Consider the following 14,360-nt stretch of genomic DNA (forward strand, 5'->3'; position numbering starts at 1 on the left):
TTCATGAAAGCATTTAGGAGGACGATTACTATGACACAAAACATAAATCAATTAGCAGTGAATACACTTCGTACGTTATCAATTGATGCTATTAATGTGGCAAATTCAGGTCATCCAGGTCTTCCGATGGGAGCAGCGCCAATGGCTTATGCATTATGGGCGAATCATTTAAATCATAATCCTAATCATCCAAAATGGTTTAACCGTGATCGTTTCGTTTTATCGGCGGGACATGGGTCTAGCTTATTATATAGCCTACTTCATTTAGCTGGATATGACGTTTCAATTGATGACTTGAAAAACTTCAGAAAATTAAATAGTAAAACGCCAGGACATCCTGAGTTTGGTCACACTTCTGGAGTTGAAGCGACTACAGGCCCGTTAGGACAAGGGATTGCCAATGCTGTCGGAATGGCAATGGCAGAAGCGCATTTAGCAGCGAAGTTTAATAAGGATGGTCACTCTATTATAGATCACAATACGTACGCTTTAGTTGGAGACGGTGATTTAATGGAGGGTGTCGCTTATGAAGCGATGTCAATGGCAGGACATATGAAACTTGGCAAGTTAATTGTGCTGTATGATTCAAATGAAATTTCACTTGATGGTGAATTAAACATTGCTTTCTCTGAAGATATGCAGAAAAGGGTAGAATCTGCACGTTGGCAATATGTAAGAGTTGAGGATGGAAACGATGTTGATGCGATTACAAAAGCGATTCAATTAGCGAAAGACAATACGGACCAACCTACTCTTATAGAAATTAGAACCATTATAGGTTACGGAAGTCCAAAAGTTGCTGGAACGAACAAAGCACATGGTAACCCGCTTGGAGTAGAAGAAGCGACAGCGACAAAACAAGTGTATGGTTGGCATTATGAAAAAGACTTTTTTGTACCTGAAGAAGTAACAGCTCATTTTAATGAACTGAAACAAAAAGGTATTGAAAAAGAACATGGCTGGAATGAGCAGTTCAACTTATACAGAGAGTCAAACCCTGCACTAGCAGATGAATTAGAAAAAGCGATTACAGGTGAAGTTTTAATCGAAGCGAAAGACATTTTATCCTTCGATACTGAAAAAACGATTTCAACTCGTGTTGCAAGTGGGGAAGCTATTAATCATTATGTGAAATCGATTCCTTCTATTTTCGGTGGAAGTGCGGATCTTTCTCATTCTACGATGACAGATATAAAAGGTGAAGCAGTGTATGCGGTAGAATCGTATGCTGGCCGAAATATATACTTCGGTGTACGTGAACATGCAATGGGTGCGGCAGCGAATGGACTGGCCCTTCATGGCGGAGTAAAACCATTCATAAGTACATTCTTTGTATTTAATGATTACCTTCGTCCATCTATTCGACTGGCTGCATTGCAAAAGTTACCTGTTACTTACGTATTTACACATGATTCGATTGCTGTAGGAGAAGATGGTCCAACGCATGAACCAATTGAACACTTGGCAGCTCTTCGGGCAATTCCTGGTTTAACAGTTATCCGCCCGTCAGATGCAAATGAAACAGCAAGTGCGTGGGCTTATGCATTACAGCAAACGGATGGTCCAGTCGTTTTAGTACTGAGTCGTCAAAATTTACCGGTGTTTCATGAAACGAAAGCGAACATAGAGAATCTTTCTAAAGGAGCTTACGTATTAACACAAACGAATGACAATCCAGATGTGATTTTAATTGCGACAGGTTCTGAAGTTTCTTTAGCTGCTAATGCAAAAGCGAAACTAGAAGAAGACAATGTCTCTGTTCGTATCGTTGCAATGCCGAGCTGGGAATTATTCGATCGCCAATCGAACGAATATAAAGAATCCGTTCTTCCGTCTTCTGTAACGAAACGAGTATCTCTTGAGATGGGTGTATCTCTCGGTTGGGAACGTTATGTAGGACAAGAAGGAAAAGTACTATCAATTGAAACATTTGGAGCTTCAGGAACTGGAGCTGAAGTCATGAATCTATTTGGATTTACGACAGAAAATGTTGTTCAAATTACTAAAAATGTATTGAATTCTTAAGCTATGACTGTGAATACCTTTCTGTACATATCAACATATCAGTGCTGAAAGGTATTCCAGATTGTAGTGATATGGATTTTTAATAAAAGATGATTTGAGGAGGAATTATATTATGCAAGTAGGATTAATTGGGTTAGGTAAAATGGGATTGAATTTAGGGAAAAATTTAATGGATCATAAACATGAAATAGCAGCATTCGATTTGAATGCAAGTGCAGTGGAAGAAATGAAAGCGTATGGGGCAACAGGTGCATCTAGTTTAAATGAACTTGTTCAGTCATTACAATCACCAAGAGTTCTTTGGGTTATGGTACCACACGCTGTTGTTGATTCTGTTATTGATGAAGTTACACCATTGCTTTCAAAAGGAGACATTTTAATTGAAGCGGGTAATTCACATTATAAAGAGTCTATTCGCCGATATGAGCAACTAAAGAAAGATGGTATTCACTTTATGGATGCAGGTACTTCTGGCGGAATGGAAGGCGCTCGTAATGGTGCTTGTTACATGATCGGAGGAGATCAAGAAGCTTGGGATATCGTTGAACCTATTTTCCGTGATACAGCTGTAGAAAATGGATACTTATATGCTGGAAAAGCTGGTAGTGGTCACTTCTTAAAAATGGTTCATAACGGAATTGAATACGGTATGATGGCTGCTATTGGTGAAGGATTTGAGATCCTAGAGAAAAGTGAATTTGACTACGATTATGAAAAAGTATCAAAAGTATGGAACAACGGTTCAGTAATCCGTTCATGGTTAATGGAATTAACTGAAAATGCATTTTCTAAAGATGCAAAACTGGATGAAATTAAGGGGGTTATGCATTCTTCTGGTGAAGGAAAATGGACAGTAGAAACAGCATTAGACCTTCAAACAGCAACTCCTGTTATCGCAATGTCGTTATTAATGCGCTACCGCTCATTAGACAATGATACATTTACAGGGAAAGTTGTAGCAGCTCTGCGCAATGAATTTGGCGGACATGCAGTAGAAAAGAAATAAACATCTTAAAAATTTAACTCATTGACGTTTAAAAAATGGAGGGAATAGATCATGAAGTTTTTTATTGATACTGCAAATCTTGAGGACATAAAAAAAGCATATAAACTTGGAGTTTTAGCTGGTGTTACAACGAACCCGTCTTTAGTAGCAAAAGAGGGCATTAAGTTTGAAGACCGTATTGCAGAAATTTGTCAGGCAGTACCTAAAGTTGAATCTGTTTCGGCAGAAGTAACGCCAGATGCTGTTACAGCTGAAGAAATGATCGCCCAAGCAGAAGAACTGATTAAAATTAACGGTGGCGATGAAAAAGTTACAATAAAACTTCCGATGACGCTAGCAGGATTAGAAGCTTGTCGCTATCTTACTGAAAAAGGTGTGAAAACGAACGTTACACTTATTTTCACTGTGAACCAAGCCCTTTTAGCGGCTCGAGCAGGTGCAACGTATGTTTCTCCATTTTTAGGACGTTTAGATGATATTTCTGAAGATGGTGTACTATTAGTTGCGAAAATTGCAGAACTATTCGATATTCATCAATTAGATACACAAATTATTGCAGCTTCTGTGAGACACCCAGATCATGTAACTCGTGTAGCGATGGCAGGTGCTCACATTGCAACAATCCCTTATAAAGTAATTGAACAACTTGCTATGCATCCATTAACAGATCAAGGTATTGAAAAGTTCGCTGCAGATTGGGCGAAAGCACCTAAATTATAATATATGAAAGTGAAGGAGACTTTCCGAAAATTGCTTTTCATGAGAGGAAAGATTCCTAGGTAACTTCATCGTTTAACTTGGATCCCGAGTTTGGAGTCTTACTATGTGAAAATAGCAAGAGAAGAAAGTGTCATTCACTTTTGAAGAAGGAAAATTTGCTTACGCGTAGCGTTTATCACAATAACATTACAATTATGAAAGAGAAATCCCCTTATCAGAGAGAGTAGGTAACATATATCTCTGGTAAGGGAGATTCTTTTTATATAAATTATTATGTTGTGAAGATGAGTTGTATTTCGATATATAAATTCTTACTCAAGAAAGAACTATATAGGTTCTTTTCATTGTATAGCATTTTTGAAAGGGTTTACACAAAGGGGGGAATTGCGTATGAATATGTACCTTTTAATGATTACATTATTATCAATTGTAATTGTTATTTTAGGGGTATCGTGGTGGAGATGGCATGCGTTTATTAGTTTGACGATTGCAAGTTTGTTTTTAGCAATTATGTCTGGAATGCCAATGGATAAAATAGTGAGTGCTTATGAAACGGGAGTCGGAAGTGTTCTTGGACATTTAGTAGGTATTTTAGTATTAGGTACAATTTTAGGGAAAATGATGGCAGAGTCAGGTGCTGGAATGCAGGTGGCAGAGTTCTTTATTAAATCCTTTGGAATAAAAAACTTACCATGGGCGATGTTAATTGCGGGTTTTATTATTGGAATTCCAGTGTTTTTTGAAGTAGGTATTTTAATATTATTGCCGTTGGTAATTTCTATTCATAAAACAACGAAACAAAATATTTTATTGATAGCATTACCAGCAATTGCTGGGTTATCTGTCGTACACGGCCTTGTTCCTCCGCATCCAGGGGCAATCGTTGCAATTGGTATTTATAAAGCGAATCTTGGGAAGGTACTTCTTTATTCACTCATTATTACATTTTTTGCAGCGATTATTGCAGGTCCTATATTCGCTAAATGGATTCACAAACGTGTAATTCCTGAAAATGAGCCAGAATTGATTCGTGTAAATACAAAATCAACGAAATTACCAGGAATAGGAGTTTCATTTTTAGTTATATTGTTACCTGTAATGTTAATGGTGTTAGCAGCAGCAGCTCCGTATGTTCCGCTTTCTACTACTTTGATGAAGATAGTCACATTAATCGGTAGTCCTATTATTGCGTTATTGATTGCATGTTTTGCAGCGTTTTATTTTCTTGGATTTCGTCAAGGTATCGATAAAAAGGCTATTAAGAAGGTAACAGAAGATAGCTTATTACCAATAGGTTCAATTGTTGCGATTATTGGTGCTGGTGGCGGATTTAAGCAAATTCTTATTGATAGTGGTGTAGGTAATGCTATTGCTCAAATGTCTGAGCATTTAGCTCTATCTCCAATTGTATTAGCATTTATAGTAGCAGGCTTAATTCGGATTGCGACAGGGTCAGCGACAGTCGCTTTAACAACAGCAGCAGGCATCGTTTCAACAATCATTGAAAATAAGACAGGTGTGAATTTAGAGCTACTCGTCATTGCAACAGGTGCAGGAGCACTCATGTTTTCCCACGTAAACGATGCTGGGTTCTGGATGGTAAAAGAATACCTAGGGTTAACAGTGAAAGAAACATTTAAAACATGGACGGTATTAGAAACTTTACTTTCATTTATCGCTTTTGGAGGAGTTCTACTACTCGATATGTTTGTTTAAAATAAAGATATTTTTATATGAATTGGGAGAGACAACTTTAGCACATAACGTTATGAACAGATAAAATAAATATATTTTTATGGTTCTTATATTATTAGGATACTGTAGGGATTTTTGTTAGGAGGAAGAAATGGTGAGCTCAAAATATATGATTGGTGTAGATATTGGGACAACTAGTACAAAATCGGTTCTATTTTCTACTGATGGATCTGTTATTGCAAGTCATGGAATTGAATATCCTTTATATTCTTCTACGCCTGAAACAGCAGAACAAGACCCAGAAGAAATTTTTCATGCAGTAATAAATACGATTAAAGAAACTGTACGTTCAAGTCATGTACAGCCGAATGATATTCTTTGTGTCTCTTTTAGTTCGGCAATGCATAGTATCATTGCTGTAGATGAAAAAGGAAAGCCGTTAACGAGATGTATCACTTGGGCAGATAATAGAAGTGCAAGCTGGGCAGAGAAAATAAAGAATGATATGAATGGTCATGAAATTTATTTGCGTACTGGGACACCAATTCATCCGATGTCACCACTTTCGAAATTAGTTTGGTTACAGAATGAACAGGCAGAATTGTTCGCAAAAACTTATAAATTTATTTCTATTAAAGAATATGTTTTTTACAAGTTATATAAAGAGTATGTAATTGATTATTCTATAGCATCAGCAACAGGAATGTTTAATTTGAAATCTTTAAAATGGGATGAAGAGGCTTTACGTGTTGCGGGAATTACAGATGAAAAGCTTTCTAAACTTGTTCCAACGACGCATAGCTTAACAGGATTAGATGAAGAACTTGCAAAAGAGATGAATGTACTTGTTTCCACTCCTTTTATAGTAGGAGCGAGTGATGGAGTCCTATCCAATTTAGGTGTAAATGCAATAGATCCTGGTGTTGTGGCTGTTACAATTGGTACAAGTGGTGCGATACGTGCTGTAACAAATCGTCCTGTAACAGATCCGAAAGGTAGAATTTTTTGTTACGCCTTAACTGAAGAGCATTGGGTAATTGGTGGACCAGTTAATAACGGTGGTATGATTTTCAGGTGGGCTCGTGATCAATTAGGCACTTCAGAGATTGAGCTTGCGAAGCGTTTAGGAAAAGATCCATATGAAGTGCTTACTGAAATAGCAGCAAAAGTGAATCCGGGGTCCGACGGTTTATTATTTCATCCGTATTTAGCGGGGGAAAGAGCTCCTTTATGGAATGCAAATGCACGAGGGTCTTTCTTTGGACTTGGATTGCATCATAAGAAAGAACATCTTATACGTGCTGTTTTAGAAGGGGTAATTTATAATTTATACACCGTTCTTCTCGCTTTAAAAGAGCTCATTGGTGAACCGAAAAAAATTCAAGCGACAGGTGGTTTTGCAAGATCAGAACTTTGGAGACAGATGATGGCGGATATCTTCCATCAAGACGTATATGTTCCGGAAAGTTTTGAAAGCTCTTGCTTAGGAGCTGCCATCCTCGGTTTATATAGTTTAGGTGAAGTAGATACGTTGCATGTAGTTTCTGAAATGGTAGGTGCGAATTTTCACCATGAACCAAACATGGAAAGTGTGGAAAAATATAAAGATTTAACACCAATCTATATTCGTCTGTCACGTCAATTGGAAGAAGAATATGAAAGTATAGCAGCGTACCAAAAAAAGTGGGTTTAAAAGCTATTTAACAAGAAAATATGGTAACGTATAAAGAGGTATTCCGATTTTTTAGGATACTCTTTCAACATAAAACATTGTGAGAAGTAAGATGAATGAAAAATATAGGGAGAGAGGGTTATGAAAATGAAGGATAACAAAGAGTTTATTGGATATGTTGGAACATACACGAAAGAAAATAGTGAAGGAATATATAAGTTTACTTTAGATACGGAAGCAAAGAAAATTAGTAATGTAGCACTTGCGGCAAAGCTGGATAACCCTACATATGTAACGATTAATCGAAATAATAAATATCTCTATTCCGTTGTTAAGGAAGGCGAATCTGGCGGTGTAGCTGCTTATTCGATTGATAGTAAAACAGGGGAGCTAAAGGAAGAAAATAGACAAGTAGTAGAAGGGGCTTCTCCTTGTCATGTGAGTGTTGATAGTGGAAATCATACAGTAGTTACAGCAAATTACCATAAAGGAACGATTGAGTCTTTCATAGTTAATGAAGAAGATGGAACTGTAAATCCTGCTACATCAATTATGACACATGAAGGTTCAGGTCCAAATAAAGAAAGACAAGAAAAACCACATGCACATTATGCGGGATATACTCCGGATGAAAAATATGTGGTTGGTGTTGATTTAGGGATAGATAAATTAATTACGTATGAAATAAAAGATAGTGCATTAACAGAAGTGAATCGTTTATCTGTAAATCCAGAAAGTGGTCCGAGACATATTACATTTCATCCGAATGGAAAATATGTGTATGTGATGACAGAGCTTAGTTCAGAAGTTATTGTATTAACATATAATCCGGCAGAAGGATCATTTACAGAATTACAGTATATTTCTACCATTCCTGAAGCATTTGATGAAAATAATCAAGGAAGTGCGATTCATATTTCTTCTGACGGTCGCTTTGTATATGCAGGTAATCGTGGTCATAATAGTATTGCTGTTTTCAGTGTGGATCAAAATTCGGGTGAGCTTACATTTGTTGCACATACATCTACAGAAGGAAATTGGCCAAGAGACTTTGTATTAGATCCTACTGAAAAGTTTCTTGTTGCTACAAATGAAAAGTCACATAATCTTGTGTTATTTTCAAGAGATGAATCTACAGGTAAGTTAACACTTTTACAATCTGATGTTGCTGTGCCAGAGCCTGTTTGTGTGAAGTTTTTAAATGTTTAAGTTGTGTTGAAGTTGAATGGGTATAGAAGAGATGTCGTTATTTGTCGGTAAGTCGATATCCTTTGTCGAAACGTCGATATATTAAAAAAATCGTTGATATAATTTCATATGCTTAAAAAAAGCAAAGCGATATCGCTTTGCTTTTACTGTTTCTTTTTCGGTCTACGTACTAACTCGCCGCCACAGTTTGGGCAAACGTTGTGTCTTTCTTCTGTACATGGTGCACAAAATGTACATTCATATACGCAAATGTATGCTTCAGAATCTTGTTCTAGCGATTGATCGCAAATTTGACAGTTTGTTTTCATTTGTAGTGCCATAATAAGTCTCCTTTTAGTTAGAAAATTTATAATTTAATTATAATTCATTAAATAGAAATAGTCCTTTTCGATTGAAAGGAAATCGAATGATAAAGTTATGAATTGAAACGAAAGATGCCGGTTTATTTTAAAATTGATTATTTATTACAGTTGGAATATTATGAAATAGTCAAAAGACAACAGGGGGTATAGATTTTGACTAATCATAATGATCATTTAAAAGCAAACTGCGAAAAATGCTTTGGTCTATGTTGCGTGGCGTTACCGTTCGCAGCATCGGTAGATTTTGCAGTGAATAAAGATGGTGGTAAACCATGTTCCAACTTACAGTCAGATTTTAAATGTAGTATACATAAAAATCTTCGAGGAAATGGTTATAAAGGTTGTACAGTATTTGAATGTTTCGGCGCTGGGCAGAAGATTTCTCAGGTTACGTTTAAAGGGATTGATTGGCGGAAAGATGCTAAGCATGCGAGAAAAATGTATGATGCTTTTCCAGTTATGCATCAGCTCCATGAAATGCTTTGGTATTTGAATGAGGCTATTTTATTGAAGGCGACACAATCAATCCATAAAGAATTAAGTAAAGCAATTGAAGAGACTGAGCGTCTGTCCAATTTAAGTCCAGATGAGTTAATGAAAATAAATGTTCCATTACACAGAGCGGAAGTGAACATCCTCCTTTTAGAAACGAGCGAATTAGTATGGAAGGAAATGAATGCGATGCGTAAGAAACGAATAATCCACCGCGGCGCAGACCTGATGGGAGCAAATCTGAAAAAGAAAGATTTACAAGGGGCGAATTTAAGAGGAGCGTATTTAATTGCGGCTAACTTAAATGGTGCAAACTTACGCGGTGCGGATCTCATCGGAGCAGATTTGCGAGATGCAGATATTCGCGGGGCTGATTTTACAAATAGTATTTTTCTGACTCAAGTTCAAGTAAATGCAGCGAGAGGGGATAAACATACGAAATTGCCGGAATTGTTGTCTCGGCCATCGCATTGGAGTGCGTAAAGAGTGAGAAGTATTTAATGTGGATATATTTCAGGATTTAGAAGAAATGCAAGAGGATATATTTTCGTTACCAATAGAGCAAATAGAATTGAAGTATTTTGAAATTTGTTGCATGTTGGCGTCTACGGAATATGCAGAACGAATTAAAGCAATTGATTTAGAGTCATATAAGGAAAGTATTCGAGTAGGTTTGGATGCAGCTGTAGACATGGCTACTAATGAAGAAGCAAAAGCGATTTATTTTGAGTATGACCTTGATAACGAGTGGGATAGTCATTTTTATATTTGTGAGGAATACGTTCCACTTGAAGAAGAGGATGATGATTGGGCTTCTGAATGGACATATGATGTTGAGGGACCGAAGTCTGTAGAGTTAGCGGATATGTATACTGAAAATGGCTTTGATACAAATGAAAAAGCAATTGGTATAACTTTGTATTTAATTGCTAGAACGGTATGTAGTTTTATGAGTGCGTGTAGTGAAGTGCAAAGGAATATACCGATTTGTATTGGTTTTCACGATCAGGACCCAATTATACGAACAGGCAGAGATTCTTAGTCTCTGCCTGTTTTTCATTTCTTTTCAAAAGTAGTAATGAAAACACTACATATAATCAGAATACCACCAATAAAAAAGTTGCTGCTCAATGTTTCGTTTAATAGTAACCAACCAAGCAACGACCCAACGATAGGTTGGAAGAAGAAAAATAAGGAACCAATGCTGGCGTCCATTAATTCTAATCCTTTATTCCAAAGGAAAAAGGCACCTGCTGTTGAGACGACTCCTAAATATACTACGCCTAATATTACGTACGTATTTACTGTTTCGATAGAGTTTGATTGTAGTTCCCATAGCATAAAAGGTGTAATGAAAAAGAGTGAAAAGAATATGGCGTATGTTGTAATCACTAAAGATGAAAATCGGGCTGAAGCGATCTTCACATAAATAGATAGTAAAGCCCACGTGATAGCTGCCCCAACTAATATGATTGTTCCGATAAAATAGGAGCCAATTTCAATATCCCATCCGATTACGATAATAACACCGATTGTCGCTATGATAGTAGATAACAGTCTACGAGCGGTTAGTTTTTCTTTTAAAATGATCGCTGCAAATATAACGATAAATGCAGGTGTAGCAGATGTTACTAAAGATCCTGTATGAGCGTCGGATAATTTTGTTCCAATAAATTGACAAGTAATCGAAATAAAGTAGCCGATAAATCCAATCCAAGCGAAGAGGAGCCAATCTTTTTTACGAATGGTTACTTTTTTCTTTTGCTTTTTCTCAGCTATTTTCAAAATGAAATATAAAACAACGAAAGCAATGATAAAGCGTAGCCAAACGAGTGTTAGTGGTGGGATAAAGTCGAGTACATATTTGCTAACAACGTACATACCGCCCCATATACTTGCTGCTAGTGATAAACATATAGCTCCTAAAATTGTTTGTTTCATGTAAAGTACCTCCGTCTATTTTTAGGGTTTTATGACTTCCCTAAGACGAGGCGTATTTATTAAATGAATGCCCGTCTTAGTTTATAGACGGCCTACAGGTTGATCGTTTTCGAATGAAGTGTTGTAGTACATGCGTGCATTCCTCCTTCATATTTTATAATGATATTATAACTTAATTTTCAGTTTATTGGGATGTTTATTGTGGGGAGCTGCTTTTTTAGAAAATGGAAAAGTTAGTTTCCTAAGAAAGCATAGAATATGGTAGAAAAACATATTTTTAAAATAAAAGAAACCAATTACATAATTGATAAGTATATTAAGAGTAGGATGAAAAAGTAGATTAATAGAGAAAGAGGAGATTATTATAACTACAACCGTTATTTCTCATTTTTATAATGAAGAGTATTTATTACCGTGGTGGCTTGCTCATCATACGAAATTGTTTGATCATGGCATTTTAATTAATAAAGGCTCAACAGATCGTTCGGTTGAGATTTGTAAGAAATTCGCACCGCATTGGGAAGTACGAGATTCTGTAAATCCAGAGTTTGATGCATATGCGACAGATCATGAAGTGATGAGGGTAGAACAAGAAGTACAAGGATGGAAAATGATTTTAAATACGACTGAGTTTCTTTGTGTGCAAGATAAAAGTCAGTTTTGGAAGTCACTAAATGAATTGGGAGGGAGGATGTATTGGCTGGAAGGGCTTATTATGGTAGATGACCCTAACTACAATTATCCGGATCTTAACTTTGGACTACCTTTAATAAAACAGCGATTTCACGGTTATTTACCAGAAGATTGGCCGTTGTGGAGAAGAGGTAGATTTATTCATAATCATGAACACGGAAGTTATACGGTTGGAAGACATTTATCCGCGCATGAATCTATGATTTATCCGCCTCTTGCTTGTATATTATGGTTTGGGTTTAGTCCGTGGAACGATGCGATGAGAAAGAGAAAGTTACAAATTGGTCCGACTCTTTCTGAAGCTAGTAAACACGGGGGAATGGGGACGCATCATATTATTACGCCGGAAAGATTAGAAGAATGGTATAAGGAATTAGCGAGAGGAACGAAGGACTTACGTTTTAGTGATGCGTATCGTTATGTTTTTGTATAAATGATTCCCACCATAAAATTGTGTCTTCAATTCCAGTATTTAGATCGTATGTTGATTTCCAGTTTACTTCAGTTTTTAAACGTTTTACATTAACGCCGACAAATAAAGGTTCATCTTTAGAGAAAGGGATTGCACCTAATTTAATTAGATGTTCTTTTCCTATCTTTTTAGCGATGATAGAAGCTAACTTTTTAATTTGTACAGATTGACCAGAAGCGATATTGATTGTTCCTGTAACACCATGTTCTAATACTGTTACGAGAGCATCAGCGACGTCGCTCACATGGAGGAAATCTCTTGATTGTTTTCCATGTGTACATAGTGCTTCCTCATTTTTTAATAAGGAAGTGATAATGTTAGAAACGAGCCGATTCCCTTGTTCGTGAGGGCCATACATATGAAAAATGCGGCCCCAACACATGCTGAGACCGGTTTGCTCGGCGTACGTTTGTAGCCAGGAGTGTAGTGCATTTTTACATAATGAATACGGGGTTTTATAGGAAAGAAGCGGTGAATCTTCAAATAGTACGCCGTTAAACCATTCATACTCTGCGCCAGTACCTGCAACGACGACTCGCTTTCCACCGCATGTTGTGAAGTGTTGAATCAATGAGATGCTGGATGTAAGCCAATAGTAATTATTAATGGATACATAACACGCTGGAGGCACTGCTTCCCAAGCTAAATGAATGAGATGACTAGGCTTCATGTCATAAATGAGTTTTTTTATTTCTTCATCGCAAAGTAAGTTTACTTTATGCCAATGGCAAGAAAGGTGGGAAGGCTTATTTGTATTGTAAGTGGCATGCACTTCATAGCCCTTTTGAATAAGAGAATGTACAACATATTTACCAATCCATCCGCTACCGCCTGTTACAAGAATTTTTTTCATGGCTCAATTACCTCAATTTCCGGAATCGTTACTAAAAATTTGCCGCCCCATTCACGAATGAAAGAGCATTCTTTCATAATCTCGTCTTTTAAATTCCAAGGAAGTATAAGAATGAAATCAGGTTTTGTACGTTTTATTTCCTCTGGAGATTTTATTGGAATGCGGGTTCCTGGTAGAAGGAGATTTTGTTTATGAGGGTTTTTATCTACTGTATAAGCTAGAAATTCTTTTCCTATCCCGCAATAATTTAAAAGGGTGTTTCCTTTAGCTGGCGCACCGTAACCGATAATTTGTTTGTTTAAAGCTTTTGCTTCTATAAAAAACTTTAAAATATTTATTTTCAATTGTTCGATGCGTTTAGAAAAAAGAAGATAACAATCTAATGTATCTAGCCCGTAATCGACTTCTTTTTGGAGTAATTTTGTAACAGTGGAATGGATAGAGGATTGGTCGCTTAGATGATTTACAAAAATACGCAATGAACCACCGTGCGTTGAAAGTTCTTCTACATCGACAATTTGTAAATGGTGATGAGCTAAAATTTTTTGCAGGCTTATAAGTGAAAAGTAGGAGAAGTGTTCATGATAGATCGTATCGAACTGTTTAAAGGATATGAGATTTAATAAGTGCGGGAATTCAATTGTTATCGTGCCATCTTGTTTTAATAACGTTTTTAAACCTGCAACAAAATCATGTAAGTTCGGAACGTGTGCTAATACGTTATTAGCGATGATTAAATCTGCTTGCGGTAATTTTTTTGCTAAGTCATTGCTGAAAAAATTTACTTCAGTAGGAATTCCTTTTTGGATAGCGATTTCTGCTACATTTTTTGCTGGTTCAATTCCTAATGTTTCGATATTTTCTTTTTGAAAGTATTGTAATAAATATCCGTCGTTACTTGCGATTTCAATTACTTTTGAATGGTTTGTTAAGTTAAAACGCTTAATTGCCATTTCTACATATTGCTTAGCGTGTAGTAGCCAGCTTGATGAGTAAGAACTGAAGTATAAATAGTCATGAAAAATATTGTGAGGAGATTCAAATTCATCTAATTGTACGAGTAAACAAGAAGGACAGACAAACGTGTGCAGCGGATAAAATGGTTCCATTTTATAGGCGTGTTCTGGAGCGACAAATGAGTTAGCGAGAGGGGAAACGCCTAAATCTAAAAAAGTATTTGCGAGTAATGAGTGGCAAAAACGGCATTTTTTCTGTTCCAT

General features: G+C 36.6%; 13 protein-coding genes. 9 read left to right on the forward strand and 4 right to left on the reverse strand.

Annotated elements, in window-relative coordinates; all coding sequences use genetic code 11:
- The first annotated feature begins 30 nt into the window (after positions 1 to 30).
- From tkt to Q9B79_RS01945, 6 genes are all read left to right on the forward strand, one after another.
- Positions 31 to 2,025: a transketolase gene (tkt, locus tag Q9B79_RS01920; RefSeq protein WP_306182407.1), complete on the forward strand. Its 1,995-nt coding sequence runs from the start codon at positions 31 to 33 to the stop codon at positions 2,023 to 2,025.
- A 112-nt stretch (positions 2,026 to 2,137) separates the two neighbouring features.
- Positions 2,138 to 3,031, forward strand: a complete 894-nt coding sequence (gene gnd / locus Q9B79_RS01925; protein ID WP_306182408.1) for a phosphogluconate dehydrogenase (NAD(+)-dependent, decarboxylating) — start codon at positions 2,138 to 2,140, stop codon at positions 3,029 to 3,031.
- Between the two features lie 51 nt (positions 3,032 to 3,082).
- A complete protein-coding gene (fsa, locus tag Q9B79_RS01930; RefSeq protein ID WP_000667675.1) occupies positions 3,083 to 3,751 on the forward strand; it encodes a fructose-6-phosphate aldolase in 669 nt (222 codons plus the stop codon).
- A 390-nt stretch (positions 3,752 to 4,141) separates the two neighbouring features.
- Positions 4,142 to 5,467 carry a gluconate permease GntP gene (gene gntP, locus Q9B79_RS01935; RefSeq protein ID WP_306182409.1) on the forward strand — a complete coding sequence of 442 codons (1,326 nt, stop codon included), beginning with the start codon at positions 4,142 to 4,144 and terminating at the stop codon, positions 5,465 to 5,467.
- A gap of 130 nt (positions 5,468 to 5,597) precedes the next feature.
- Positions 5,598 to 7,139 carry a gluconokinase gene (gene gntK, locus Q9B79_RS01940; RefSeq protein WP_306182410.1) on the forward strand — a complete coding sequence of 514 codons (1,542 nt, stop codon included), beginning with the start codon at positions 5,598 to 5,600 and terminating at the stop codon, positions 7,137 to 7,139.
- A gap of 126 nt (positions 7,140 to 7,265) precedes the next feature.
- Positions 7,266 to 8,327 carry a lactonase family protein gene (locus tag Q9B79_RS01945; RefSeq protein ID WP_483861654.1) on the forward strand — a complete coding sequence of 354 codons (1,062 nt, stop codon included), beginning with the start codon at positions 7,266 to 7,268 and terminating at the stop codon, positions 8,325 to 8,327.
- Between the two features lie 143 nt (positions 8,328 to 8,470).
- Here the strand turns inward: Q9B79_RS01945 and Q9B79_RS01950 are convergent, their stop codons facing one another.
- Positions 8,471 to 8,647: a DUF1272 domain-containing protein gene (locus Q9B79_RS01950; protein WP_001207874.1), complete on the reverse strand. Its 177-nt coding sequence runs from the start codon at positions 8,645 to 8,647 to the stop codon at positions 8,471 to 8,473.
- A 195-nt stretch (positions 8,648 to 8,842) separates the two neighbouring features.
- Here Q9B79_RS01950 and Q9B79_RS01955 point away from each other — a divergent pair, with 195 nt between their 5' ends.
- Positions 8,843 to 9,664, forward strand: coding sequence for a pentapeptide repeat-containing protein (locus Q9B79_RS01955; protein WP_306182412.1), 822 nt, complete (start codon positions 8,843 to 8,845; stop codon positions 9,662 to 9,664).
- 19 nt (positions 9,665 to 9,683) lie between these two features.
- Positions 9,684 to 10,223: a hypothetical protein gene (locus tag Q9B79_RS01960; protein ID WP_306182413.1), complete on the forward strand. Its 540-nt coding sequence runs from the start codon at positions 9,684 to 9,686 to the stop codon at positions 10,221 to 10,223.
- Positions 10,224 to 10,237: 14 nt separating this feature from the next.
- Here the strand turns inward: Q9B79_RS01960 and Q9B79_RS01965 are convergent, their stop codons facing one another.
- Complete coding sequence (locus Q9B79_RS01965) at positions 10,238 to 11,122, reverse strand: DMT family transporter (RefSeq protein WP_306182414.1); 885 nt, start codon at positions 11,120 to 11,122, stop codon at positions 10,238 to 10,240.
- 343 nt (positions 11,123 to 11,465) lie between these two features.
- Here Q9B79_RS01965 and Q9B79_RS01970 point away from each other — a divergent pair, with 343 nt between their 5' ends.
- Positions 11,466 to 12,248 carry a glycosyltransferase family 2 protein gene (locus Q9B79_RS01970; protein WP_306183308.1) on the forward strand — a complete coding sequence of 261 codons (783 nt, stop codon included), beginning with the start codon at positions 11,466 to 11,468 and terminating at the stop codon, positions 12,246 to 12,248.
- Here the strand turns inward: Q9B79_RS01970 and Q9B79_RS01975 are convergent.
- Both Q9B79_RS01975 and Q9B79_RS01980 read right to left on the reverse strand, forming a co-directional pair.
- Positions 12,217 to 13,140, reverse strand: coding sequence for an NAD-dependent epimerase/dehydratase family protein (locus Q9B79_RS01975; protein ID WP_306182415.1), 924 nt, complete (start codon positions 13,138 to 13,140; stop codon positions 12,217 to 12,219). The genes Q9B79_RS01970 and Q9B79_RS01975 overlap by 32 nt on opposite strands.
- A complete protein-coding gene (locus tag Q9B79_RS01980) occupies positions 13,137 to 14,360 on the reverse strand; it encodes a class I SAM-dependent methyltransferase (protein WP_306182416.1) in 1,224 nt (407 codons plus the stop codon). The genes Q9B79_RS01975 and Q9B79_RS01980 overlap by 4 nt, the downstream gene beginning before the upstream one ends.

The sequence above is a fragment of the Bacillus sp. MHSD_36 genome (assembly GCF_030757775.1).
Taxonomy (GTDB): Bacteria; Bacillota; Bacilli; order Bacillales; family Bacillaceae_G; genus Bacillus_A.

Bases quoted from the DNA above. Each gene is read 5' to 3' on its own strand.
- tkt (WP_306182407.1), top strand. From the start codon at position 31: ATGACACAAAACATAAATCAATTAGCAGTGAATACACTTCGTACGTTA.
- gnd (WP_306182408.1), top strand. From the start codon at position 2,138: ATGCAAGTAGGATTAATTGGGTTAGGTAAAATGGGATTGAATTTAGGG.
- fsa (WP_000667675.1), top strand. From the start codon at position 3,083: ATGAAGTTTTTTATTGATACTGCAAATCTTGAGGACATAAAAAAAGCA.
- gntP (WP_306182409.1), top strand. From the start codon at position 4,142: ATGAATATGTACCTTTTAATGATTACATTATTATCAATTGTAATTGTT.
- gntK (WP_306182410.1), top strand. From the start codon at position 5,598: ATGGTGAGCTCAAAATATATGATTGGTGTAGATATTGGGACAACTAGT.
- Q9B79_RS01945 (WP_483861654.1), top strand. From the start codon at position 7,266: ATGAAGGATAACAAAGAGTTTATTGGATATGTTGGAACATACACGAAA.
- Q9B79_RS01950 (WP_001207874.1), bottom strand. From the start codon at position 8,647: ATGGCACTACAAATGAAAACAAACTGTCAAATTTGCGATCAATCGCTA.
- Q9B79_RS01965 (WP_306182414.1), bottom strand. From the start codon at position 11,122: ATGAAACAAACAATTTTAGGAGCTATATGTTTATCACTAGCAGCAAGT.
- Q9B79_RS01975 (WP_306182415.1), bottom strand. From the start codon at position 13,140: ATGAAAAAAATTCTTGTAACAGGCGGTAGCGGATGGATTGGTAAATAT.
- Q9B79_RS01980 (WP_306182416.1), bottom strand. From the start codon at position 14,360: ATGGAACAGAAAAAATGCCGTTTTTGCCACTCATTACTCGCAAATACT.